Source organism: Sediminicola sp. 1XM1-17 (genome assembly GCF_037203765.1).
Taxonomy (GTDB): Bacteria; Bacteroidota; Bacteroidia; order Flavobacteriales; family Flavobacteriaceae; genus Sediminicola.
Map to the genome: position 1 here is coordinate 118,062 of NZ_JBBCAS010000005.1, position 25,524 is coordinate 143,585.

At 44.1% G+C, this 25,524-nt stretch carries 27 protein-coding genes; 7 read left to right on the plus strand and 20 right to left on the minus strand.

Features of this window, described 5'->3' with window-relative positions; all coding sequences use genetic code 11:
• Positions 1–15: 15 nt before the first annotated feature.
• From WAA86_RS09000 to WAA86_RS09025, 6 genes are all read right to left on the minus strand, one after another.
• Positions 16–435 carry a hypothetical protein gene (locus tag WAA86_RS09000; protein ID WP_337300673.1) on the minus strand — a complete coding sequence of 140 codons (420 nt, stop codon included), beginning with the start codon at positions 433–435 and terminating at the stop codon, positions 16–18.
• Positions 436–509: 74 nt separating this feature from the next.
• The gene (locus tag WAA86_RS09005) at positions 510–1,880 is read right to left on the minus strand and encodes an MBL fold metallo-hydrolase (protein ID WP_337300674.1); all 1,371 of its coding nucleotides are present in this window, start codon (positions 1,878–1,880) and stop codon (positions 510–512) included.
• 9 nt (positions 1,881–1,889) lie between these two features.
• Positions 1,890–2,717 (minus strand): ATP cone domain-containing protein, encoded by an 828-nt coding sequence (locus tag WAA86_RS09010; protein WP_337300675.1) that lies wholly within the window; start codon positions 2,715–2,717, stop codon positions 1,890–1,892.
• Positions 2,718–2,729: 12 nt separating this feature from the next.
• Positions 2,730–3,638, minus strand: coding sequence for a mechanosensitive ion channel family protein (locus tag WAA86_RS09015; protein ID WP_337300676.1), 909 nt, complete (start codon positions 3,636–3,638; stop codon positions 2,730–2,732).
• A 36-nt stretch (positions 3,639–3,674) separates the two neighbouring features.
• Positions 3,675–4,082, minus strand: coding sequence for a hypothetical protein (locus WAA86_RS09020; RefSeq protein ID WP_337300677.1), 408 nt, complete (start codon positions 4,080–4,082; stop codon positions 3,675–3,677).
• Positions 4,083–4,088: 6 nt separating this feature from the next.
• A complete protein-coding gene (locus tag WAA86_RS09025) occupies positions 4,089–4,940 on the minus strand; it encodes a universal stress protein (protein WP_337300678.1) in 852 nt (283 codons plus the stop codon).
• 160 nt (positions 4,941–5,100) lie between these two features.
• On the opposite strand from WAA86_RS09025, the gene trxA reads away from it, so the two are divergent.
• Entirely contained in the window at positions 5,101–5,403 is a 303-nt protein-coding gene (gene trxA / locus WAA86_RS09030) for a thioredoxin (RefSeq protein ID WP_337300679.1), read from the plus strand.
• 64 nt (positions 5,404–5,467) lie between these two features.
• Here trxA and WAA86_RS09035 read toward each other — a convergent pair whose 3' ends face one another.
• The 3 genes from WAA86_RS09035 to WAA86_RS09045 form a co-directional block, all read right to left on the minus strand.
• Complete coding sequence (locus WAA86_RS09035; protein WP_337300680.1) at positions 5,468–6,316, minus strand: universal stress protein; 849 nt, start codon at positions 6,314–6,316, stop codon at positions 5,468–5,470.
• A gap of 111 nt (positions 6,317–6,427) precedes the next feature.
• Complete coding sequence (locus tag WAA86_RS09040; RefSeq protein ID WP_337300681.1) at positions 6,428–7,480, minus strand: response regulator; 1,053 nt, start codon at positions 7,478–7,480, stop codon at positions 6,428–6,430.
• Positions 7,477–8,715, minus strand: a complete 1,239-nt coding sequence (locus tag WAA86_RS09045) for a PAS domain-containing sensor histidine kinase (protein WP_337300682.1) — start codon at positions 8,713–8,715, stop codon at positions 7,477–7,479. The genes WAA86_RS09040 and WAA86_RS09045 overlap by 4 nt, the downstream gene beginning before the upstream one ends.
• Positions 8,716–8,926: 211 nt before the next feature.
• Here WAA86_RS09045 and WAA86_RS09050 point away from each other — a divergent pair, with 211 nt between their 5' ends.
• Positions 8,927–10,315 carry an exonuclease domain-containing protein gene (locus WAA86_RS09050; RefSeq protein WP_443217578.1) on the plus strand — a complete coding sequence of 463 codons (1,389 nt, stop codon included), beginning with the start codon at positions 8,927–8,929 and terminating at the stop codon, positions 10,313–10,315.
• A gap of 595 nt (positions 10,316–10,910) precedes the next feature.
• On the opposite strand, the gene WAA86_RS09055 is transcribed toward WAA86_RS09050, so the two are convergent.
• The 8 genes from WAA86_RS09055 to WAA86_RS09090 all read right to left on the minus strand — a co-directional run bounded on the left by WAA86_RS09055 (position 10,911) and on the right by WAA86_RS09090 (position 19,563).
• Positions 10,911–11,117, minus strand: coding sequence for a YgaP family membrane protein (locus WAA86_RS09055; protein WP_337300683.1), 207 nt, complete (start codon positions 11,115–11,117; stop codon positions 10,911–10,913).
• A gap of 287 nt (positions 11,118–11,404) precedes the next feature.
• Complete coding sequence (locus WAA86_RS09060) at positions 11,405–12,814, minus strand: MBL fold metallo-hydrolase (protein ID WP_337300684.1); 1,410 nt, start codon at positions 12,812–12,814, stop codon at positions 11,405–11,407.
• Between the two features lie 105 nt (positions 12,815–12,919).
• Entirely contained in the window at positions 12,920–14,650 is a 1,731-nt protein-coding gene (locus WAA86_RS09065) for a SulP family inorganic anion transporter (RefSeq protein WP_337300685.1), read from the minus strand.
• A gap of 66 nt (positions 14,651–14,716) precedes the next feature.
• A complete protein-coding gene (locus WAA86_RS09070; RefSeq protein ID WP_337300686.1) occupies positions 14,717–15,055 on the minus strand; it encodes a cupin domain-containing protein in 339 nt (112 codons plus the stop codon).
• A 5-nt stretch (positions 15,056–15,060) separates the two neighbouring features.
• The gene (locus WAA86_RS09075; RefSeq protein WP_337300687.1) at positions 15,061–15,840 is read right to left on the minus strand and encodes an aldose epimerase family protein; all 780 of its coding nucleotides are present in this window, start codon (positions 15,838–15,840) and stop codon (positions 15,061–15,063) included.
• A gap of 3 nt (positions 15,841–15,843) precedes the next feature.
• Positions 15,844–17,142 (minus strand): M20/M25/M40 family metallo-hydrolase, encoded by a 1,299-nt coding sequence (locus WAA86_RS09080; RefSeq protein WP_337300688.1) that lies wholly within the window; start codon positions 17,140–17,142, stop codon positions 15,844–15,846.
• 28 nt (positions 17,143–17,170) lie between these two features.
• Positions 17,171–18,151, minus strand: a complete 981-nt coding sequence (locus WAA86_RS09085) for a PLP-dependent cysteine synthase family protein (protein ID WP_337300689.1) — start codon at positions 18,149–18,151, stop codon at positions 17,171–17,173.
• A 170-nt stretch (positions 18,152–18,321) separates the two neighbouring features.
• Complete coding sequence (locus tag WAA86_RS09090) at positions 18,322–19,563, minus strand: ABC transporter permease (protein WP_337300690.1); 1,242 nt, start codon at positions 19,561–19,563, stop codon at positions 18,322–18,324.
• Between the two features lie 3 nt (positions 19,564–19,566).
• On the opposite strand from WAA86_RS09090, the gene WAA86_RS09095 reads away from it, so the two are divergent.
• The gene (locus WAA86_RS09095) at positions 19,567–20,805 is read left to right on the plus strand and encodes an exo-beta-N-acetylmuramidase NamZ family protein (protein ID WP_337300691.1); all 1,239 of its coding nucleotides are present in this window, start codon (positions 19,567–19,569) and stop codon (positions 20,803–20,805) included.
• A gap of 6 nt (positions 20,806–20,811) precedes the next feature.
• On the opposite strand, the gene WAA86_RS09100 is transcribed toward WAA86_RS09095, so the two are convergent.
• Entirely contained in the window at positions 20,812–21,663 is an 852-nt protein-coding gene (locus WAA86_RS09100; RefSeq protein ID WP_337300692.1) for a sterol desaturase family protein, read from the minus strand.
• A gap of 52 nt (positions 21,664–21,715) precedes the next feature.
• Positions 21,716–22,213: a YkgJ family cysteine cluster protein gene (locus tag WAA86_RS09105; protein WP_337300693.1), complete on the minus strand. Its 498-nt coding sequence runs from the start codon at positions 22,211–22,213 to the stop codon at positions 21,716–21,718.
• A gap of 63 nt (positions 22,214–22,276) precedes the next feature.
• On the opposite strand from WAA86_RS09105, the gene WAA86_RS09110 reads away from it, so the two are divergent.
• Positions 22,277–22,993 (plus strand): class I SAM-dependent methyltransferase, encoded by a 717-nt coding sequence (locus tag WAA86_RS09110; protein WP_337300694.1) that lies wholly within the window; start codon positions 22,277–22,279, stop codon positions 22,991–22,993.
• Between the two features lie 64 nt (positions 22,994–23,057).
• The gene (locus WAA86_RS09115) at positions 23,058–23,873 is read left to right on the plus strand and encodes a hypothetical protein (protein ID WP_337300695.1); all 816 of its coding nucleotides are present in this window, start codon (positions 23,058–23,060) and stop codon (positions 23,871–23,873) included.
• Positions 23,874–23,949: 76 nt separating this feature from the next.
• Here WAA86_RS09115 and WAA86_RS09120 read toward each other — a convergent pair whose 3' ends face one another.
• Positions 23,950–24,582, minus strand: coding sequence for a 7-carboxy-7-deazaguanine synthase QueE (locus WAA86_RS09120; RefSeq protein WP_337300842.1), 633 nt, complete (start codon positions 24,580–24,582; stop codon positions 23,950–23,952).
• Between the two features lie 256 nt (positions 24,583–24,838).
• Between WAA86_RS09120 and WAA86_RS09125 the strand changes: the two genes are divergently transcribed.
• Positions 24,839–25,132 carry an HU family DNA-binding protein gene (locus WAA86_RS09125; protein WP_337300696.1) on the plus strand — a complete coding sequence of 98 codons (294 nt, stop codon included), beginning with the start codon at positions 24,839–24,841 and terminating at the stop codon, positions 25,130–25,132.
• Positions 25,132–25,518, plus strand: a complete 387-nt coding sequence (locus WAA86_RS09130; RefSeq protein ID WP_337300697.1) for a hypothetical protein — start codon at positions 25,132–25,134, stop codon at positions 25,516–25,518. The genes WAA86_RS09125 and WAA86_RS09130 overlap by 1 nt, the downstream gene beginning before the upstream one ends.
• The last annotated feature ends 6 nt before the right edge of the window (positions 25,519–25,524 follow it).

Below are 25,524 nucleotides of genomic sequence, written 5' to 3' on the forward strand. Positions count from 1 at the left end.
GGGCAGTTCCCTTTCCTAAGGTTTTCTCTTTTTCATAATTCCTCCGGCATAATTGAATATCTCCGATTTAAGCAACTGGAACTTCTCCAAAAAATCCACTACCTCTGCCTTGATGGCCTCGTGTTTTTGAAAATAGCCCAAATCACAGGCGTAATCTGTACACTCCAACATACCGCCCAAATCTTTCTGGTGCCTATCAATGGAATCCATGACCATGATCTTGCGCTCCTTGTTCTTTTCTATCCGGGTCTCATAGTTTTGTAAACGCTCAAATAGATTGGGGGTATTGGGTTCAAAAAGATAGGAATTCAATAGGTTTTCTATAAATGACACCTCGTCACTGACTAGATACAGGGACGATTTCCAATTCAGGGATTCCGTATGCAGTTGCTCTACCTTCTTTTCTTGTTCTGGTCTAATTTTGCTCTTTTCCATGGTTAACATCTAATCTAGAGCCAAGATATTACCCAAGTGTCGTTATAAAAATGACAAAGGTCATGCCCCAAAACTTAGATCACAATTTCCATGACCTCGTTTAATTTGGGGATATGCACATTCCATCCATAGGTGTCCCGTACTTTATTTCTAAAGACATCCAGAGCGGTAGGTTCCCCGTGTACCAAGAAGACTTTTTCTGGAATATTTTTGATATCCTTAAGCCAATCCATCAGTTCCTGCTGATCAGCATGGGCAGAAAGACTTTCCAAATGGGCCACTGTTGCCTTAACGGGATGGTATTTGCCAAAAAACTTAAGTTCATGGGCCCCTTCCAACAACTGTCTTCCCCGGGTTCCCTCTGCCATATAACCTACCAAAAGGACCGTGGTGGAGGGCTCATCTATCAATTGTTTCAAATAGGTCAGAACACGACCTCCCGTGACCATGCCGCTACCGGCGATAACAATCTTAGGCCTGGGGTCATCTATGGTTTTCCAGGTATCCTTATAAGAGGCTATAATGTTCACATGATTGCACATGGCCTTATATTCATTCATGGGCAGTTTATGCCAATGCGGATAACTTTCAAAGACCGAAAGCACGTTGTTACCCATTGGGCTATCCACAAAAATGGGAATATTGGGAATGCGGTTTTTCTTGTACAATGTCCAGAGCAGATGCATCAAGGACTGCAACCTTTCCACGGCAAATGATGGAATAATGAGGGTCCCCTGTTGCTGTATGGTCCTTTCTATGAGTCCCACGATCATATCATCCACATACTCCTGGGGATGCAATCTATTGCCATAGGTACTTTCCATAAAAAGGTAGTCGGCCCAATCCGGTCTTTCAGGGTCTTCCATAATGCTATCCCCTTTTCTTCCGATATCTCCGGAGAAGACAAACATTTTGCCAAAAATTTCCAATTCAATAAAGGTGGCCCCAATGATATGCCCATTGTACCGGAACCTACATCTTATATTTTCGGATAGGGATATCCATTGGTCCCGTTCTTCGGCCTTAAAGAGTTCTATGGCCTTTTCAGCTTCCTCCACGGTATAAAATGGCAATGCCGGATCATGGGTGCTATACCCCAATTTATTGGCCTGTTCGGCCTCTTCCTCATGTATTTTGGCACTGTCCCTCAAGATGATTGCCGTAATGGAAAGTGTCGGTGCAGTTCCTATGATGTTGCCTTTGAACCCTTCTTTGACCAATCTCGGTAGATATCCCGTATGGTCCAGATGTCCGTGTGTAAGCAAAACAGCATTCAATTGATCTGCCCTGATGGGCAAGCGTTCCCAATTGCGCAATCGCAGTTCCTTGATCCCTTGGAACACTCCACAGTCGATCATCAAATTCAACTCTGGGGTTTCCAGATAGTATTTGGAACCGGTCACAGTGCCCGAGGCCCCCAAAAAATGTAGTTTTACAATGGCCATTTTTCCTGATTACGGATTGCACAATAGTTTGATCTCCTTCATGATTCTAACCTTTCGCGACTCGGAAACCCCCAAGTGGTCCAGGAAAAATTTATCGTGTAGTAACTGCTGACAAAGTACCACCTCCCTACTGAGGAGAAACTGCTTTTCGCGTGAACTGAGCAGGGTGGATACGGTAATGGGATAGAGGCCCAATCTGTCTATGCGGTCTTTGAGTCCGTTGTCCTTGGGATAGTCCCAGCTCAACAGATAGAGTCCGGCACATTTACCGTACAGGATGGCATCTTCCGTAAAACGCGTATTGGTGGCCACCCAACCAACATCAAAATCCAATACGTTATCTGCCTTGGTGTCCCAATGTTTTTTTACGTCCACATATCTGGAATGAATGTACAGGGGCACTTTCACGTTACAGTTCCTCCCTTCCTGACTGTGGAACTTGCACTCTATAATGGTAACCTTACCATTTTTTTTGGCAAAGACATCTATTTCATGGTCTACACATATACCGGTCATCACCTTTCCTACCTCGGTATCATATCCCGAGTACCTTAAAATGGCGCTCACGAATTTTTCAAACGGATAGCCCGTTGGACCAAGTTCATAAATGGCCTTCTTCAGTTTGTATTTGGAGGCATAAATAGCTTGTTTCTTTTTTAGGATAGCGAACGCCCTATTGTAAATTTCCTTGGTACTGATGCCCTGGTAGAGCTCATCCCGCACCCTATCTACAATAAGATTGACCAGTTCATCGTCTGCCCCACTGTGTTTCAAGGATTTTCGCAATTTGGACATTGAAAACTTGACCCTTTCCCCAGAAGATTTAACTATTTCCATACCGCCTTGCTTTTATAGGTTATCATGAATCCGAACATCCACCTCAGGTATTTTCAATAACTGTAAGGTGGCCGATGCCAATGTCACTTTTCCATCGGTTTGCAGGATATGCTTTTGGATACTGTCGAATAATTTGTGTTTTGTGCCCCTTCTCAACTTAAAATCTGTGATATATCTCACGTTCAGCACTATCCAGTTATCGGTCAGTTTGATGGCAATGGTAGGTTCCAGAAGGGCATTTTCAATGTAGTAGCGCTCCACCAACTCCGCCCATTTGGACTTGCTGCCCTCCGCATAAGCCGAGAGAAGTTCATTGGAGGTATCCAGGACAATTTTTTTTGCCAGTTCCACATCAGAACTATAGGTGACCAAAATATCCAGCTCGTCCCACACAAAAGGGAAATCCATGGAATAATTTTTTATGGGTCCCTTAAAAACAAAGGCATTGCTGATCTTGACGATCCTACCCGAATAGTTATCGCTACTGACCCATTCCCCCATTTCCATAATGGTGGTATAAATACTGTCAATATCGATGACATCGCCCTTGATCCCGTTAATTTCTATACGGTCACCGGGAGTGTAGACCCTTACCGCAAAGATGTAAAAGGAACCTGCAATGCTCAATATCAGTTCTTGTAAGGTAAAGGTGATGCCCGCGGTGAAGAGCCCAATGATGAGGGAGTAATCTTTAATGTTGCCCGCCGTAAAAAATACCAGGAACAGGATCACGATCATGACATATCCTACTACCTCTATCCCTTTTTGGGTCTTATACCTAAAACCCACATTGTCTATCCTATTTCGGGCAATCTTTCGTAAAAAGCCTATCCCAACAATAATGATCAAAATCCAAAACAACAATCGCAATATGCTCACCAAAAAAGGTTGTTGTTCCAAGAAGTCGTATAGCTGTTGCATCGTTATAATTTGAATGAATGTTGGGCACAGCCTGTTTTAGTTCTTATAAAAGTCCCGAATCAAAGCTTTGATCTGATTGTCGGTCATACTATCTTGTTTGGATACTACTTTTATTTTGGAGGCGAGGGCAGGATACCTGTCGATCAGTTCTTTACCAAATTTCTCTCTGGTGATCGCCGGACCAAAAATGGCTATGGCATCTACCTCCCCAACGATATCCACTAAATTTTTAAAATAATTTCTCAGCTGTTGTTTCTCCCGTTCCATATAGCCACTTTCCCGAACCACGTCCTGTGTACCGCCCCATTTGAAGGGAGCTCTCCCACCCCCTGAAGGATGGAAAAATTCTACCTCTGATTTCAATGTCAGAAATTCTTCCTTTCCATTGGACAGCTTTAATATTTTTGCTTGTTTCTTATCTAACCAAATGCCTACCCTTTCCATATTTTCCTATTTTGAATAATCGTTTAATACCAAAACTGGGATTCTCGCATGATACCCAATTTCCTTTACCAGAGGTTTGGTGAACATGATGCCTAAAAAACTGTGCTTTTTATTCAGAAATGCTATCATATCACTACCTCTACTTTCTATAAATATGCCAATCCCTTTATGGACCTTGGTATCCTCCAGGGTATGGAAACTACATTCGACATTCTCAAAAATAGTTTCCAATAGTTCTTTGTTTGCTTCTTGTGTTTTGGACAATTTGGATTCCTCCATAATATGTAGAACACGAATGGGGGTTCCGTGCATCTTTGAAATATCCAACAAATGGTTTAGCTCCCTTCTCTTGAAGTTGGTCTTATAATCTGTTGGAAATACAATTTCCACAGGGGGGGAGAACCTAAAATCCTGGGGCACGGAAAGCACGGGACAACCGGTCACGGCTTCCATGGCCGCCACGGTATTGGTGCCAAAGATTACACCTTTGGAGCCTGTGGCACCTTTGGTACCCATGACTACGATATCTATATCCTTTTTTGCAACGGTGTCATTGATCGCATCAATAAGCAGGTTATAGGTTGATATGGTGTGGTAGGTATGTTTGGGATTGCCAATGTGGAGTTCCAAAATATCCAACAGTTTCTGAAAACCTTCCTCAGAATGTTTCCTGGCCGCATCATAGGCCTTGTTACCGGGTTCCGGCACCATCATATTATCCAGAGAATACCCATCTACCTGAAACACATTCAACAGGTAAAAATCGCACTGCTGATTCTTGTACATATCCAGCGCATACCGAATGGCATTGAGGGCATTTTTAGAAAAATCTGTGGGCAATAATACTCTTTGATTCATAATGTTGGCTGCTGATTTATTTCATACTAAAAATAGAATCAATGCAAAAAATAATCTATGATATATATCAGTCTTAAAAAAGTGTAAAAAATAAGGGGCAGATGAAAGTCGGTTTTCATTTTTTTGTATTTTACTGACTCCATGGGCAAAAACACAACAGATGAAGCGTAGTTTCAACGACATTATTACCTCGGAGACACCTGTATTGGTCGATTTTTATGCAGACTGGTGCGGCCCTTGCAAAATGTTGGCCCCTATCCTAAAAGAGGTCAAAGATGAATTGGGGGATGCCATCAAGGTGATCAAGATCGATGTGGATAAAAACCAGGCACTAGCGGGCAGATATCAGGTACGTGGCGTACCCACTATGATGTTGTTCAAAAATGGAAAGCAGCTTTGGAGGCAATCCGGGGTACTGCAGAAAAATGAATTGGTAGCAACCATTAAATCGTACGAAAATTAGACGTTAAACCAGCCTAGTGTTCCCTATAGATCAGACGGCATTTTTATTTTGGCCATGGCCTCAATTATTCGTGGATCACCAAAAAAGGAACCTTGGTGTGAAAGCTTATTTTTTCCACTTTGGAGTTGAACAAAATCTGTTGTAGAAAATTTAAGTTTTTGGCCACCATGACCAGTAGGTCTATATTTCTACTTTCCACAAAACACTGAACGGCGGAGGTTACATTTTTATTGGTAATACAGTGGAAACTATTCTTGTCCTCAAAGGTTTCGTTTAAATAATCTTCCAAATATTCCTTGTTCTGCAATTGGGATTCCGTTAGGATCTGCCCTGTTTTTGATGCGTGCATCACCCGCATATAGGATTGGTTATGCTCCAAAAGCTCGGAAATGGCAGAAAGTATGCGGGCCGAATAAAAAATATTGTAATCTGTTGGAAATGCAATTTCTTCCAGCTTTCCGAAAATAGCTTTTGCGGGAACGGCCAAGGTATTGCATTTGACCTTGGTGATCACATCCCCGGTATTGCTACCAATAACATGGCCTAAGGCCCCTGAGGCCCCTTTGGTGCCCATAACTATAAGGTCAATCTTACGTTCTTCCACATGGCGTCTGATACAGTCGATAAAAAATCCTTGATCGTAAATGGGATAAAAATGATGCCCATGGTCAATGCCTATTTTTTCTACTTTTTTAAGAAAAACATGAAGTTTCTTTTTGGCAGAGACGATCACATCCTTTACGATCACTTCGGGCGCCGAGGCATAGCTCAAACCTTGAAAAGCATAACCGCTCATATCATTCACATGGAGCAAATAAAAGTTACAGGGGCTGTTTTTCAACAATTCCAAGGCGTAGGTCACGGCATTCAGAGCATCTTTCGAAAAGTCTGTGGGAACTAATATATTCTTCATTGTGCGCAATTCTTACAACAAAAGTATTGGTACAATGCCTGCCATAAAATGACAATAATCAGTTTTGAAAAACAAGGATCACTATTTTGGGACGAACCTTTTTCAAAGCAATCAGTTCATGCGTTGCAACATATTGATATCCAGTATTTTGATATTTCTACCATCAATATCTATGATCCCTTCTTTTTTAAAACTGGAGAGGGTCCTTATAAGGCTTTCAGTAGCAATGCCGGCCACACTGGCAAGATCACTCCTAGATACCTTGATGGGCTTATCCCCAGATTTGTTCAAGAGATCTGCAAACTGCATCAATGTTTGGGCCGTTTTTTTACGAACGGAACTATAGGCCATCTGCAGTAACTGCTGTTTGATCTCCGAAAGGTTTTTGGAGAGTAGCCCCATCAGCTCCAAGGAAACCTGGTTGTTCTTTTGGAGGATGGATTTCAAAAGATCCTTGGACACCCCTACCAATTCCACATCCTCAACGGCCACGGCCGATTCTTCATAGGGAATGTTGTCCATAAAGGAGGTAAAACCAAGAAAATCGTCGGCTGGGTGCAGGGAGGTGACCAGCTCTTTGCCATCGCTATCCATTTTATAGCACTTGACGGCTCCTTTTAAACTTAGGTATATTTTGTTGGAATGGTCCCCTTCCTTATAAATGGTCTCCCCATTTTTGAAGGTAAATACTTCCCCATGGTCATCAAAAAAATTTTTCAGTTCATTTAGGTTGCGCAGTACCTCATGATCTTCGGCAGTATCCTCGTGCCCGTTGTTTTTAATCTGTGCCAGGATCTGTGCCTTTGCCAATCTACTTTCTATGGCACTGTACAGGTCATCCTCCTCAAAAGGTTTGGTCAGATAATCATCGGCACCCAAATCCATCCCCTTGCGTATTTCCTTGTGTTCGGTCTTGGCAGAAAGAAAAATAAAGGGAATATGGTTGGTCTTTTCATTGGTGGTCAAAGCTTCCAGCACGCCATAGCCATCTATTTCGGGCATCATAATATCACACACCACAATATCCGGTATGTTTTTCAAAGCATATTCTATTCCCAATTTTCCATCTGGGGCAGTTATTACGTTGTAATTGGCAAGCTCCAATAGTTCTTGCGTATTTTCACGTAATGCGAGATCGTCTTCGATTAAAAGTACCGTTTTCATGTCAATTTCATATTTTGTAGTACGGGTAACTGTATGTTAAAGGTGGAGCCCCTATTTTCTTCACTAGTAAAACTAATTGAGCCTCCTAGATTTTCCAAATGGCCTTTCACGATGTTCAGGCCAATTCCCGTTCCCTGGGTGAGCAAGGCATTTTCGGCCCTAAAATACCGATTGAATATATGTTTTTGTTCCGCCTTGGGGATTCCCATGCCCTGGTCTATTACCTTTAAGGTAATCATTTTTTTGTTATGCTCTACCTGAATATCGATAGGGGAATACTCAGGGGAATATTTTATGGCATTATGAATCAAGTTCGACAGAATCAACTCCAGGATCTTCTCATCGAAATCGATGATCACGTCGTCTATATTATCCGGATAATGTATATTCTGACCTGTTTTTAGGAGCATGTTGGCATCATAGATCACTTCGTTCACCAATCTGCTCAAGGGAAAGGTAGTAAACTTGTAATTCACCTTTCCAGATTCCAATCGCTCTACGGAAAGGAAATCGGTCAGGATGGTATCCAGGTATTTGACCTTGTTTTTTATGGTGTCCAAATGTTTGTCCCTTTTGGCCTGTTGTTCGGTTAGTTCGTATTTGGATATCAGGGTAGCGGAGGTAAGGATACTGCTCAAAGGGGTCTTGAATTCATGGGATACCAAAGAAAGGAATTTTGTTTTGAGCTCATTGAGTTCACGTTCTTTCTTCAAGGCCATCTTGGCCTTGCTTTCCGCTTCTTTCCTCAGGGTCACTTCTCCCCTGAGTTCCAGAACGATATCCTTCAATTCTTTGGTACGCTGTTCTATTTTTGCCTCCAATTGTGAATTGAGCTCACCGATCTGGCGCTCCTGTTGTTTTCTTTGGGTAATATCTATGACCAGGGCCATGACATAGATGGCTCCATCTACTTCAAATGGGTTCAACCCGGCCTCCACAGGGAATTCCTCCCCATTTTTCCGCATCCCGTAAAGATCACGGCCCTGCCCCATTTGGCGTTTGCCACTCTTCTCCATAAAGCCGGCAAAATGGTTACCGTGGTTATGGTGGAATTTTTGGGGAATCAAAGTATTCAAGGGCTTTCCAATCAGGGCCCCATTGCTGTACCCAAACATTTCATTGGCAGAATTATTGGTGGCAACAATCAATTGTTCCCTGTTCACCACAATAATCCCTTCGGAAATGGCACTGGAAAGCAGGTTAAAAATATTGCCCTTTTCCTTAAAAAACTTCATATTCCAAAGTTAACTCATTTACAAATTGCTCAACTGAACCTACAGCATATAAACCGCTATGGAAATATACTTCATTCTCCATGAATATCAAATTAATGCTCTGGGATTATTCTTTTCCGACCCAACAAAAGAATTACCCTTTCCGTTTGGCCGCCTTGCCCATTTTCAAGTAAATTTATAGGCTCAAAACTAGCGGGAGGAATTACAGGGCATGTTGTATACGGTAATTGATATAGAGACTACGGGGAATGGCGTAAAAGGGAACAGGATCACAGAAATCGCCATCTTTAAGTACGATGGGGATACCATTGTGGATGAATTCACTTCATTGGTGAACCCGGAGTGTGAGATACCCTTTTTTATCACCGGGTTAACGGGCATTGACAATAGCATGGTCCGCAATGCGCCAAAACTTAGGGAGATCACGGATCAAATATTGGAGATCACCAAGGACACCATTTTTGTGGCCCATAACGTCAATTTTGATTACAATATCATAAAAAACCAGTTCCAGGCCTTGGGAATTGCCTTTTCCAGAAAGAAACTCTGTACCATTCGTCTGTCCCGAAAATTAATTCCGGGGCTCCACTCCTATAGTTTGGGGAAACTCTGTACCGCTCTGGACATTCCCCTCACCGATAGACATAGGGCCAGGGGCGATGCCCATGCCACGGTACTGTTATTGGAACGACTCCTCCATACGGACGGTGCGCAACCCGTAGTGCAGGGTTTTTTAAATTCCCGATCCCAGGAGGCTACCCTGCCCCCCGCCCTGTCCAAGATCAATTTCGATTCATTGCCTACTTCCAGTGGGGTATATTACTTTAAAAACTCCAAAAAGAAGATCATCTATGTAGGCAAGGCCAACAACATCAAAAAAAGGGTATTGGGGCATTTCTACGACAAATCTTCCAAAGAAGTGGTCATGTGCCAGGAAACGGCCCATATAGACTTTGAACTTTCTGGAAGTGAACTGCTAGCCCTTTTAATGGAATCGGCAGCCATTAAACACCACTTTCCCGAATACAACCGTTCCCAGAAGAAAACCACCCAGCAATATGGGATCTTTATCTATGAGGACAGAAACGGTATCATGCATATGGCGTTCAATAAGCTAAAACTGGCCCCCAATGCCATTGTGACCTTCAACACCGTTACCGAATGTAGGGCCTATCTGGAACAGGTATGCATCGATTTTTCTTTATGTCCCAAATACTGCCATCTACAAGAAAACGTGGCCGCCTGCTCCCATTACAAGATCATCACTTGCGAAGGCATCTGTAGGGACAAGGAGCCTGTTGAAGCCTACAATAAGAAAGTACAGGCCGCTGTAACGCACATCATTGCCAAAAGTGATGACATCATCATCAAGGAAAAAGGACGACATACAGACGAAGATGCTATTGTGCTGATAAAAAACGGACAATACGCGGGATATGGGTTTATAGCAAAGGAGCGCAGTATTTCTTCCTTGGAAGATATAGACGCTTTTATCAATCCTCAGAACGATAATCTGGATACGCAGCGCATCCTTAAATCTTATCTAAGTAGAAACACCATGAACGTTATTCCCCTCATGGAGTTGTTTGATGCCAATTAAGGGTGAAATGGGTAGAAAAAAGTCTTGAAATGGACCTATTTGTTCATTTTGGAGTACATCCTCATCACAAAAAGAAGCCAGACAACAAATATGATGCCCACAACAATGGAGTATATATAGATAAAGTCCATTACTTTTTGTGCTTTAAGTAGTTCATAAAACCTAAAATGGTCGGTGCCCAGAAGGCGATAAAAATACCATCTAGTTTGTCCCCGTTAAGGAAATGGTATTCTGAAACAATTATGATGGATAAAACCACTAGGAGCATAATACAATTCATGACCCCTATTCTTTCAATAAAATTTTTTATCATTTTAACAAAAATACTTCAGTTCAATATAAGAAAATACAACAAGCCCCAGACAACGAGCTTAAGATTTTATTAACATTTACAAACCACTCCATGATTGTTACAAATATAACTCAAACAAAGGGTCTCCACTTTACCTGGACCTATTGTTATTTATTATGCTACAATTGTCTATGCTTATGGCAGGTCTCCATTGATTTTCTATGCGAAAAGCGTCACATTAGGGCATAAAAAAATCCAACCATTTCGGCTGGATATCCAAGAGCAATTCTCCTCTAATTCCACTTATCTTTTCTGACTAAAGGTATTCCACCCCAATACGGCGTAAAAGGGACAAAAGCCCACCAGACTGGTAAGGGCAAAAATACCGATGATTGCCAACAAAATATAGGATATGACACCACCAACAACGTCATAATAGATCAGAAGACCCATGACCAAGGCCAACAAAAAGCGTATCATCCTATCCAGATTGCCCATATTTGTTTTCATACCTAACTTTTTATCCGTTCAAATATTGAACGAGATATATGATGAAGTTGATAAGCCCTGCTATGGCCATCAAAAGTAAAAATCCTATCACGAATTTTCCGAGATAAATCGTTTTCATAATATCCTCTTATAATGTTCTCGTGATAAATATACCAAGGCTATTGGGCAAATACCATGATCTAGATCAGGGGAGCTCCATTTTGTGGAAGGTCGGCTATTGAAACACTCTAAAAAAATAAAAAAAACCCCACCGATATGGTGAGGTCTTAAAACTGAATACAATCCTATTATAGGGTTGTCGGACAGACATAATCCGTCACCGGAACTCCCGATTCCTTTAGGGCAGCAAAACCACCTGCAATATCTATCAGGTTGTGAATACCCCTGCTTTTTAATATAGATGCTGCTATCACAGACCTATACCCTCCGGCACAGTGAACGTAAAACGTTTCTTCTTTGGGGAACTCGGCCATATGGTCGTTCAGAAAATCCAGTGGTGTGTTTTCCGCATCCAAGACGTGCTCCGATAGGTATTCACTCTCTTTCCTCACATCATATACCGGTGCTTTTGTAGGAGCTTCCATCCTTTTGAATTCTTCTGCTGGGATAGAGGTAATGGTATCATAGTCCTTTCCTGCTTTTTTCCAAGTTTCAAAGCCGCCTTCCAAATACCCCATGGTACCGTCAAATCCTACTCGCGACAGGCGTGTTACCGTCTCTTCTTCCCTACCCTTGGGGGCAATCAATAATATAGGCTGTTTTACATCGGCAATCAGGGCTCCTACCCAAGGGGCAAAACCACCATCCAGACCAATAAAGATCGATTGTGGGATATGGCCCTTAACAAATTCGTTCTGATGCCTTACATCCAAGACCACTGCCCCTGTCTCATTGGCAGCTTCCTCAAAATCATCGGGGGCAAGGGCAATGGTTCCCCTCTCGATGACCTCTGAAATATCATCGTATCCCTCCTTGTTCATCTTCACGTTCAATGGGAAATATTTCGGCGGTGGCAAGAGTCCGTCCGTAACTTCTTTTATAAACTCTTCCTTGGTCATATCGGCCCTAAGGGCGTAGTTCATACTCTTTTGGTTGCCCAGGGTATCCACGGTCTCCTTCATCATATTCTTGCCACAGGCAGAACCTGCTCCGTGGGCAGGATAAACGATCACATCATCGGCCAAGGGCATAATCTTGTTTCGCAGACTATCGAACAATAGACCGGCAAGATCCTCCTGAGTCATACTAGCTGCCTTCTGAGCCAGATCGGGCCGTCCTACATCCCCTAAAAATAGGGTGTCCCCAGAAAATATGGCATGGTCCTTTCCATTTTCATCCCGCAACAAATAGGTGGTGCTTTCCATGGTGTGCCCTGGCGTATGCAATACCTTAATGGTAATATCCCCCAATTTAAATTCCTGTCCGTCTTTGGCGATAATGGCCTCGAAAGACGGATTCGCATGGGGGCCATAAATAATAGGTGCCCCCGTTTCTTTGGAAAGGGTAACATGGCCACTCACAAAATCGGCATGGAAATGGGTTTCCAGAATATATTTTATTTCGGCCTTATCGGCTTTGGCCCTTTTTAGGTATGGCTCTACCTCCCGTAAGGGATCAATAATGGCTACCTCTCCCTTACTTTCAATATAGTAGGCCCCTTGTGCCAAACATCCTGTATAAATCTGCTCTATGTTCATCTTCAATTATCTTTGGTTATACGTTCTCCCACAACTAAATAGGAGGTTATTTATATTTTAATTCTTTTACAAATTTAGCGCTTAACTTACACATTCACAGTAACATTAGTTACCGATTACCCTATTCTGATAGGCCACATTCTTACCTAAAAGCGATATGTTAGCCGGATCATCAAAATACTTTACAGCTTCCGTGATCCTAACAAAAAGGCATTCCTTGTGCAGCACATCTATAATGCCCGAGGTAAAAATAATATCCCTGGTCGGACCTATGGCGCCCGCGATATAAAATTCTATTTCCCGCTTGTGGATCTCATCTATTACCTGGACCAACATTTTGGCGGCGGTAGAATCTATATAATTGATGGCCTCTGCATTCAAAATGATCAATTTCAGACCTGGACCTTTTGCTTCTATCTGCTTAAAGAGCTGGGTCTTGAAAAAATTGGTGTTCCCAAAATACAATTGGGCATCGAAGCGCACAATCAGGATATCGTCCCTTACGATCACCTCTTTCTCAAAACGGTATATATTCCTATAATAATCGGTACCCCTAATATTTCCCAAAACTGCAAAATGGGGCTTGGAAGTCCTATAGACCATCACTAATAAAGATACCAAAACTCCCACTAATATCCCCTCTTTGATCCCTATGAACAAAGTCACCAAAAAAGTAATGACCAACACCCAAAATTCATCTTTTCTATGTTTCCAAAGATTTTGTGGATAGGGGATATCGATAAGCCCAAAGACCGATACCATGATAATGGAGGCCAGGGCCGCATTGGGCAAAAAGTAGAACAAGGGGGTCAGGAACAACAAGGTGATCACCACCAACAGCACACTGAATACTTGTGCCACTGTAGATTTTGCCCCCGATTCCGCATTGATGGCCGATCTTGAAAAACTTGAGGTTACGGGATAGGATTGAAAAAAGGAGCCCACCATATTGGAGGTTCCCAAGGCCACCAGTTCCTGATTGGCGTCTATGGTTTCCTTATCGCTCTTTTCTTCCAAGGCCTTGCCTATGGAAATGGTCTCCAAATAGCCCACCAAGGCCAAGGCCAGTGCGATGGAAAAAATTTCGGATGCCCTACCCATCCCGAATGCAGGCATGGTAAACGACGGAAGACCCTCCGGTACAACCCCTACCACATTGACTCCATAGCCTTCCAGACCTAAAAAATATACGGCGAAGCCTCCCAAGAGCACTACCAAAAGCACGGACGGGAACTTCTTGTTCCATCGCTTTAAAAGCACAATGATCAGGATCCCCATAATACCAATGGCCAGATCGTACAGGTTGGTTGTTGAAATATTTTGAAAAGCGTTCACGATCATCTGGTGAAACTGGTTGCTATTGGGAATATTGGCCCCCAACAGATGTTTCAGCTGACTGAAGATAATGGTGAGTGCCGCTGCCGAGGTAAACCCGCTGATGACAGGTTTGGACATAAAATTTACGAGAAAGCCCATCCTCAAAAGGCCCAGGGTCAGCTGAATGGCCCCTACCATAAAGGCCAGGAATACGGCCATAATGATGTATTCTTCCATGCTAGTAATGGCCAAAGCCCCCAGTCCGGCCGCTACCAAAAGGGAATCCATGGCCACGGGCCCAATGGCCACCTGCCGGGATGTTCCCATTAGGGCATAGATCAAAATAGGGAAGAGGGAAGCATACAGCCCATAAACGGGTGGCAATCCCGCAATCATGGCATAGGCCATCCCTTGTGGAATCAGGATCACACCCACGGTGAATCCGGCAACGAGGTCACTGCCCAAAAATTTCTTTTGGTATTTTGGCAACCAATCCAGAAAAGGGAAAAATTTACGCATGGGTCAAATTTAACATTTTTAGGATAGGCTTAAAGTAACATTTGCTACAATAGGGTATATTAATGATCAATCCGTGGCAATCCCAAAATATACCCATTCCACATGCTCCCCATAGGGGTTGCTTTGGGAGTGCCATTCTCCTGGTTCAATGGTGATACAGTCCCCAACGCCCAAAACCACCTTTTCCTGGTTCACAACAAATTCTGCCCTTCCCTTCAGGATATAGAAAACCTCGTACATGGTGGGGTGATTATGGGTTTCTACAGCCTGCCCCGGTGCAAAAACCGCCGAACTGAAATTCATCAGTTGCGGGACGGTTCCTTTTTCCAAAAGCACCTTCTTTTTAACGGATGCGTCATGGCTTACCCCTACCTCAGCTACCTCTTGGGAACGGACTAATTTCATACGGCTTATGACGCTGGGATTAGGGTCACGGAACACACTTTGGGGTCCTTGCCCAACAATTGGAATCCGGTTGACAATCGTTGCTGTGTCACTTCGTAGGGATAGAAGGTAATGGGTTCTATACAGACCATATTGGGTACCTCAGTCCATAACATAAAGTTGCCAAAGCCCTCGCTCTTGATGGTAAGTTCTTTTTTATCCTTTAAAGTAATGGAATCGCTGTCCTTCACTTCCAAGGCCCTACTGCCCACGGCCAGTACTTCCTCCAGGGTTATCTTTTTTGTTCCGGTATCAATGATGGGCCCATTGGTATGGAGATAAAAAGCGGGATGGTAGCCCAACATATAGGGCATCCCTTCTTCCCCAACAATGGTAAAAGTAATTTCCAGGGTATCATTAAGCAGTTCGTACTTCTTTTCAAAACCAAAATCATAGGGCCAGGTCAAAAAAGCGGCACTCGATTTTTCAGGGAATTTTGAATTTTTGATCTCCGTACCCGCATTGTATTTTTTTTGATAAACCACTTGGGTATCGGATTGGGATACCAGCTCATAGGCCAGTTCCCGCAATAGCCCATGCTGGTCCTGCACCGCCATCCCCTTAGGGGTTTCTACCATAAAATCGGCCTCATTGGTGGGTCCGATTATGGGAAACATTTCCGTATCCGCATTGCGCCAACCGGGATTGCCCTTTTGGTGGATATACTCATGGCGTCCTACCTTGAAACTTACCAGTTCCCCAGCATCTACCTGCACCTTGGAACGGTCAGAAGTTAATTTTTCCATCGTTTATTGATTGATAAGTCTATATATAAAAATGGCGGTACGTTTGGTAAGGTCCTCAAAGGTATTGAGGTTTACGGTCTCCTGTGGGGTATGTGCCCCACTGCCCATGGTTCCCAGTCCGTCCAAACAATCCACATATTCCGCCACAAAGGAGATATCGGCAGCCCCTCTTTTTCCGGGGTCGTAGCCCAAAACCTCCCCATAGCCCAGATCTTGACTCACTTGGCTCAGTTCTTTCAACAACCTTTCGTTGCCGGGAGTTGGGCCCATGGCCGGATAGCTGTCCGTAAAACTGATGGTTGCCGAGGTCTGTGGCAAATTGTTCGCGACAATGGCCCTCATTTTCTCCCGGGCGCTCTCCTTTTGCTCCTCGGAGATAAAACGCAATCCCCCATGCACCACGGCCGTTTGTGCCACCACATTTGTCTTGCCAAAGGCGGTGCCCTTACTGGTCATATCATCATAGGTCACAAAGGTACCTCCCAACAGGTTACCGGGGTTGAAGGTCAGGAACTCCTCTCCCTTTACCTCGTTATAAAATTCATTAAGGATGCGCGACATTTCAAAAATGGCTCCCGCCCCTGTATTCTCGTTGAAGATCCCTGAAGAATGAGCCCTCTTCCCTGTCGTTTCCACCTTCCATCCGGAAGATCCCCTTCTCGCCACCGTGGCATAGTTAAAACCTGTGGAGGTTTCAAAATTCAGGGCGATATCACTGCGCTTAGCTGCATCTATCAGATCTTTTCTACTGATTTCCAAAGGCTTTCCTGTACTCTCCTCATCCCCCGTAAAGGCCACGATGATCTGTGCATTTTTTAGTAGACCGTTATCATGAAGGGCCTTAAGGGCATACAATACGATAACATCCCCACCTTTCATATCGTTACCACCCGGGGCATGGGCCATACTGTCGTTGACCATTTCAAAGGTCTGGAACGGACTGTCCTCTTCAAAAACCGTATCCAAATGCCCGATAAGCAATAATTTTTTTCCCTTATTGCCAGATGTTTCGGCAAACAAGTGCCCACCCCTGTTCATCTCTTGGGGCATTTCTATCCAATTGGTCTTAAAATTGATCTGATCAAAGGCGTCCTTAAAGACCATGCCTACTTCCTTTACCCCTTTGGCATTGAGGGTACCGCTATTGATATTCACTACCTTTTCCAAAAAGCCTAGGGCATCGGCATTGTTGGCCTTGATGCTCTTGACAATTTTTTGCTCTGTTTTGGAAAGTTTTTGGGCAAGTACTGCCGTGCCGCTAAGGGTACATAGCAGAAAGCTTAAAACGTATTTTAATTTCATGGGAAAGGTTGTTAGGGTTAATACCCTACTAATCTATAAAACCTTTTTCTCGCATCCAATCCTCATTGAACATTTTACCCACATATCTACTACCGTGGTCGTGGAAGAGTACCACCACCACATCGTCCTTGGTGAAATGTTCTTTGAGTTGCAAGAGTCCTTTTACAGCAGCCCCGGCAGAATTCCCCAAGAACATGGCCTCTTCTTTGGCCAAGCGGGCAGTATAGATAGCGGCATCCTTATCGGTCACCTTGGTAAACCCGTCTATGACGCCAAAATTGACATTCTTGGGCAAGATGTCCTCCCCGATCCCTTCGGTGATATACGGGTATATTTCGTTCTTATCAAAGATTCCGGTCTCGTGGTATTTTTTAAATACGGAGCCATAGGTATCAATTCCCCAAACCTTAACGTTCGGGTTTTTCATTTTCAAATAGGATCCAACCCCGGAAATGGTTCCCCCGGTACCCACACCTACCACAAAATGAGTCACTTTCCCATCGGTCTGTTCCCAAATTTCAGGGCCGGTACTCAAAAAGTGCGCCTTGCAGTTGGAAGGATTGTCGTACTGGTTTACATACCAAGAATTGGGAATCTCGGTGGCCAATCTCTTGGCGGTGGAATAATAACTCCTTGGATCCTCGGGCTCAACATCCGTAGGACATACATGGACCTCACTGCCCATGGCCTTTAGGATATCTACCTTTTCCTTGGATTGTTTGTCACTGATCACGCAGATCATCTTATACCCTTTTACCACGGCAGCTAGGGCCAATCCCATTCCGGTATTTCCTGAGGTCCCTTCTATGATGGTGCCTCCCGGTTTTAGGATCCCCGCCTCCTCGGCATCGGTGATCATCTGTAGGGCCATACGGTCCTTGACAGAGTTACCGGGGTTAAAGGTTTCATATTTGGCCAGTACCAAACATGGTAATTCTGCCGTTAATCTGTTCAATTTTACCAATGGGGTGTTCCCAATGGTTCCCAAGATGTTTTCTGCGTATTCCATAGTTGCCGCAAAGATACAATTTTGCCCATGTTTGTGATAATTTTTCCCTACTTCTCTTTTCTTGGAAATAGCGTGTGGCTAGTCCGTTGATAATCAAGCAGACCGGCCAATTTTACTAAAAAGAAAAAGTGGATTATGGTTTTGCCCTACCCTTCCTTTGGCGCCCAAACCTATTCGAACTTAATGGACTTCACCGGAGATATTTTGGTAATGATGTAGGACGGGATCAAGAGCATCAAAAGGCAAAGGACCAATACCCCAAGGTTGAGGACCAGCACGGTGACCACATCAATATGAACCGGGATATAATCGATATAATATTCCTGTGGATTGGGAAATTTGAACATTCTGAACTTCTCCTGTGCCAATAGCAGTCCCAACCCCAAGAGGTTGCCCCAAAAAAGGCCAATGACAATCAGGTAGGTAGCATTGTACAAAAACACTTTTCTGATGCTCCAGTTGTTGGATCCCAACGCCTTTAAGATCCCTATCATTTGGGTACGCTCCAGAATGAGCACCAAAAGGGCGGTAATCATATTGATACCCCCTACGATGACCATGATCCCGATGATCAGAGCGATATTAAAATCGAAGAGCCCTATCCATTCGAAAATCTTATAGTATTTGTTCTTGATATTCTGGGTATCCAAATTGGAGACCGTTTTTCCGTAGATTTCTTTGGTTTTTTGGTCTATATCGTCAAAGCTGTTAAGGAAAACCTCAAAATTACCCGCTTGGTTGTTCTCCCATTTGTTCATCCGTTGGATATGGCGAAGGTCCGTAAAAATATAGTTGCTATCGAACTCTTCAAAACCACTGTCGTAGATCCCCGTGATCTTAAATTTTCGTTGGTTCGGGATTTGGTTGGGATCGTCGTCTTTTAGGAAGAAGGTAAAAAAGGTATCTCCCGTATGGAGCTCCAACCTACTGGCCAGGATCTGTGAGATGAGCACCTCATCATTGAGGTCGCCCGTATAATTGGGCAGGGTGCCCGATACCAGATAATCCCGGAAGGCCCCCCACTGATAGTCCTTGCCTACCCCTTTGGCAATGATGCCCTCAAAGGTATCCTCGGTCCTGATGATCCCCCCTTTGCTGGCCACCGCCTGTATGTGGTTGATACCATCCACATCCTTAAATTCCGGATAGAATTCCTGTTCCAGGGACACGGGAACGACCGATACATCGGAAGCATTGTTATCGTAGTTGTAAATTTGGATATGGCCATTGAAAGCGGCTACTTTTTCCCTGATCTTATGCTTTAGTCCAACCCCCGTGGCAATGGCGATGAGCATCATGATTACCCCCAATGCAATAGCCACAATCGCTATTTTTATAATTGGTGCGGAAATACTACTTTTATGCTCTTTGCCCTTGATGAGTCGCTTGGCAATAAAAAATTCTAAATTCAATCTATGGGGTTTTTATCCATTTTCAAAAGTACATTTTTATTGTGGTTTTTGATACTTTCTTCCTGCGGAAACAAAATCAATTCCAACAAAAATATAACGGACACTGTAATCAATGAAGTACCGCTACCGGTACAGGAACCCGTTATGGTGGCTGCCAACCGCACTGCAGCATACCTGCCCCTGCTCCGTGGCAAGAAGGTGGCCGTAGTGGCCAACCAGACCAGTGTCATCTTCAAAAAGGAAGGGTATACCCATTTGGTAGATTCCCTTTTGTCTCTGGACATCAGTGTAAAAAAGGTCTTCGCCCCCGAACACGGTTTCCGTGGGGAGGCCGACGCCGGAGAGGCCGTCAAGGACGGTATAGATACCAAAACGGGCCTGCCCCTGATTTCCCTATATGGCAAAAACAAAAAACCCTCGGACGAGCAGCTGCAAGGTTTGGATGTGGTCCTCTTTGATATTCAGGATGTGGGGGTACGTTTCTACACCTATATCGCTACCCTACAATTGGTGATGGAAGCCTGTGCCAAAAACAATATCCCGGTCATTGTTCTGGACCGCCCCAATCCCAATGGCAGTTATGTGGACGGCCCCACCATGGAAGCCGAGCATACCAGCTTTTTAGGAATGACCACCATTCCTTTGGTCTATGGGATGACCATAGGCGAATACGCCCATATGATCAATAAAGAAGGGTGGCTGGAAGACGGACGCAAAGCGGATATTACCGTAGTCCCCTTAAAAAACTATACCCATAATACCGAGTACCACCTGCCCATTCGGCCTTCGCCCAATCTGCCCAATGACAAGAGTATCAACCTTTACCCCAGCCTTGGACTTTTTGAAGGCACCAATGTGAATGCTGGACGGGGAACCGAATTCCAGTTCCAGCGTTATGGGGCTTCATTCCTAAAAGCTTCGGCCTATGATTTCAGCTATGTGCCCAAGCCCAATTTTGGTTCCAAATCCCCCAAGGAGGAGGGCAAGACCTGCTATGGCAAGGACCTGTCCAATGCCCCCAAACTGCAACGGGTCACCCTCGCTTGGCTGATAGATGCCTACAAGAACAGTACGGACAAGAGCAAATTCTTCCTCACCGATTCTTTTACCAAACATTCGGGGACGGCAAAACTGCAAAAGCAGATAGAGGACGGACTCACTGAGGAGGCCATTAAAAAAACATGGCAGGCCGATCTGGAAAGCTTCCGGAAAATCAGGATCAACTATTTGATGTACGAGTAGAAAGGCTTACTGCTCCGTTTTTACCGCGGTAGCTTCCACGGTACTTGAGGGCTTTTTCTTAAAGGGAATCCCCAACAGTTTGCCAATATGGTTATTGTGTTCCGCATTGGGGTGGGTATCCACGCCATAGACCAGATCTTCCTTGGAGAGTTTGGTAAAGGTGCCCAGGAGCCGGTCCCAAATGGAAAAAATGTTCCCGTAATTGGAATCCGTGTACGGCAGCACATAATGGTGGTGCACCTTGTGCATATCCGGGGAAACAATGATATAACTCAATAGATCGTCTACCTTTTTTGGGAGGGTAATATTGGCATGGTTGAACTGTGAAAATACCACCGATAGGGACTGGTACAACATAATAATGCCTATGGGCGCCCCTACCAACAACACCCCAAAACAGGTGAACAGAAAACGGATGACGCTCTCCCCCGGATGGTGCCTATTGGCCGTGGTGGCATCCACTTCCTGGTCGGTATGGTGGATTAGATGGAAGCCCCAGAGCACTTTGATTTTGTGCTGTACCCAATGGGCAAACCAAGCGCCAATAAAATCGAGCAGCATTACCCCCAACAGGATCTTTCCCCATAAGGGCATGCCGTCCAACCAATGGAGGATCCCAAAATTGTTCGCCACCGTCCAATCGCTGGTCTTCAACAGCACAAAGGCCAGGGCAAAATTGACGATAATGGTGGTGAGGGTAAAAAAGATATTGAGTCCCCCGTGTTTGAACTTCTTATAATCGAATCGGAACAGGGGCACCGCGTATTCCAACAACCAAAAGAAGGCGATCCCCGATACCAAGATAATACTCCGGTGGGATGATGGGATGGTCTCAAAATAGCTAATGATGCTTTCCATAGCTGCAATATAAACAACCTGCCCCATATTTCAAATGGGGGCAGGCAAGGTGTTATTTTAATTTGACCCTCCTTTTCATCTCCTCCACAATATTGAAGGCTGCGGGGCAGATAGCAACATTTTTTAGGGTGAGGTTACTGATCTGTTGGAATTTCTTGCGGTCTGTATGCGGAAACTCCCGACATGCTTTGGGGCGCACATCGTAGATCATGCAGTAGTTCTCGGCATCCAAAAACGTACAGGGCACGCTCTGCAGCACATAGTCCTTGTCCTCATCGATACGCAGGTAGGTCTCTATAAATTTCTGTGGCTTCAGACGCAGGTGTTTGGCAATCCGCTCCACATCGGGGGTAGTGAACAAGGGACCCGTGGTCTTACAGCAATTGGCGCAGGTAAGGCAATCGGTACGCTGAAACTCCTTTTCGTGCAGCTCCTGCATCACATAATCCAGATCTTTGGGCGGCTTCTGCTTTAATTTGGCAAAGAACTTCTTGTTTTCATTGTGCTTTTCCTTTGCTAATTTTGGGAGGTTGCCTAATACATCGTCCATGGGGCAATAAACTTTTTAAAGTGGGCTAAAAGTCCCACATTTGCATGGAAAATACAAATTAAAATGGAGAAGGACATATTTGGGAATGCCATTCTGGATTACCAGGCGGGCCAGTATACGGAGGATATCAAGACCTACTCCTCTTTGGATGAGGAAGACATTATTCCCGTACCCTATCTCTTTCGCAAGTACAAGGCCATGCCCGCGTTGGAACAACAGGCCCTAAAACGGTGCAAGGGCAGTGTGCTCGATATCGGTTGCGGAGCCGGGAGCCATAGCCTCTACCTTCAGGAAAAGGGAATGGATGTGACCGCTTTGGACGAATCTCCCGGAGCTGTGGAAGCCTGCAAATTGCGGGGCATCAAAAAAGTGGTGCAGACAGACCTTTACGATTTTAAGGGACAACAGTTTGATACGCTCTTGATGCTCATGAACGGCATAGGAATCGTGGGCAAGCTGGACCAACTGGATAAATTCTTTACCCATGTCAAGACCCTGTTGAAACCGGGCGGACAGCTGTTGTTGGATTCCAGTGATATCATCTATATGTTCGAGGAGGACGAGGATGGTGGCTATTGGTTGCCCGATACCGGAAATTACTACGGGGAGGTCACTTTTATCATGGAGTACAAAAAGGAAAAAACGGCCGCCTTCCATTGGCTGTATATCGACTACAATACCTTGCAACGGGCGGCACAGGCATCAAATTTTAGCTGTGAACTTGTAAGTGAGGGCGAACATTACGACTATTTAGCTAAGCTAACCCTAGCGCCACAATAGAACCTTTTTGGTTTCGTTATCGTAAGTAAGGATAGTGAATTAAGAATTAAAGCAAAATGTTCCCATGAAATTGAAATATGCATTCCTGATACTTATAGCCTTTATTACCCTATATAGTTGTTCCAAAGATTCCGCCGATGGCGGTACGGAAGAAACGGTAGAGGTGAACAAGACCCCCAACCTACAGGGTACCGGGGATTCTGCCAATGACCTATTGTCCAACAATACCTATACCAAATTATTGATCGAGATCGGTTATGTGGAAGGCTTTAGGCCTACGGCCCGTACCGAGGCCGATGTGATCGAGTTTTTGAAGGAAATAACCTTTAAGCAAGATGTTCAGGTGATCTACAAGCAATTGGAATCTACCGGAAAATCGTCCTTGACCCTTCAGGAAATTGCCGATGAGGAAAAGGAGAACCGGACGGCCTACAATACGGACGATACCATTGCCGTATACATCTATTTTGCCGATGCCCCAGCAGATTCTGATAGCGCCAACAGCAATTCAGGTACCTTGGGTGCGGTATACCGCAATACTTCCATGGTGATCTATGAGAGTACCGTTCGCAAACTGGCCAATAGCAGTGTGCTGATCTCTCTGGCCACGGCCGAGACTGCTACCATGCACCACGAGTTTGGACATCTGTTCGGACTGGTGGATCTGGGAACCGCTATGGTAAACCCCCACGAATCCCAATCAGAAAATGAGCAGGGACAGTTGGAAGATGACAACCACTGTGCTATTGACGGCTGTCTGATGAATGCCACCTTGGAGTTTGGTTCTGGGATGCGCAAGATGTTGGTGGCCAAGAACGGTGCCGTACCGGAATTGGATGCGGAATGCATGCGCGACCTACAGGCCAATGGTGGTAGGTAATTGATGGTGGATCGATAAAATAAAAAGCTCCTTTTGATGTTTCAGAAGGAGCTTTTTCTATTGATGTATCTTTATCCTAAGGGATATTCAAATATTTGTGTGTCTGTAGGGAGACCTTCCATTTGGGGTTTTTCATCACATAGTCCACGATCAGGGGTACCATTTTATCGCGTACGCTCCATTCTGGCTGTAGGTATAGGATACAGTTGCCGTTTACTTTGGCCGCCTGTTCTTCCGCAAAAATAAAATCGTGCTTGTTAAAGATGATCATTTTCAGCTCATGGGCCTTGTCATAGATGATCCCTTCGGGCAGTTTGTTCTTTTTTGGAGACAGGCAGATCCAGTCCCAATGTCCGGTAAGCGGGTAGGCGCCGGAAGTCTCAATGTGCACCTGCAGGTTTTTGTCCTTTAGGGCGCTGGTGAGGGGGTTCATGTCCCACGTCAGGGGCTCTCCCCCGGTCACTACAATGGTATCGGAGTATTTGGCGGCATTCTCCACTATGGCAGAGATATGCGTTGGCGGATGCGTTTCTGCATTCCAGCTTTCCTTTACATCGCACCAATGGCAGCCCACATCGCAACCCCCTACCCTAATAAAATAGGCGGCGGTGCCCTTGTGGAACCCTTCCCCTTGGATGGTATAGAATTCCTCCATTAAAGGGAGCATTTCCCCTTTGTCTACCAGTGCTAAAACTTCATTTTTTACCATGGCGCAAAGATACGACAACCCAAGTAATATTTAGGTATGGGATTGCAATGATAAAAATAGGCAAGAAAGAGACTATTTTCTTAAAAAATAATGTAGATTTAGGCACAGAATATGATCTACAGTGATGTCATTGTAAAATTAATATTCTAAAAGAAAATCAAAACATTTAAAGTAGATCAGCTCACTCTACTTACACGATAGTGTTCATATAGTGAAGATTTCTAAACATTACAATTATAAAAATATCCAATAAAACATGAATAAATCTGATTTAATTGCTGCAATGGCTGAAGACGCTGGAATTACCAAAGCAGAGGCTAAAAGAGCCTTAGAATCATTTTTGGGTAATATTGAAAAGTCCCTAAAAGAAGGTGAACGAGTTGCATTGGTAGGGTTTGGTTCATGGTCAGTAAGTAAGAGAGTCGCGAGAACTGGCCGAAATCCAAAAACTGGAGAAACCATCAAAATCTCAGCTAAACATGTTGTTAAATTTAAACCTGGTGCAGCCTTAATGGATACGGATGATACTGGACCAATGAAAAATAAATAATGGAATTAAAAGAATATAAACAGAAATCCCATAATTATACTGAAAAAGCTAGCGAGATTGCTCGAAATCTCAATTTTGCTGGTATTGGAATAATATGGGTAGTAAAAACGACATTTCCAGAATTAAAATTAAGTGATTTCCAATTGCTATTCCCATTGATTCTAATAACAATCTCTTTAATATTAGACTTTCTCCAATACCTAATTGGAGGTATTATTTGGATTGCATTTTACAAGAGTAAAGAAAAAGTCGGAGTTGCTAAAACAGCAGATGTAAAATCCCCCGAATGGAGAAATAGGGTATTATATGGGTTTTATTATCTTAAAATTGCCAGTATATTTTTTGCTTACATATTCATAGTAATTACTCTTTTTAACTATTTCTAGAATCTA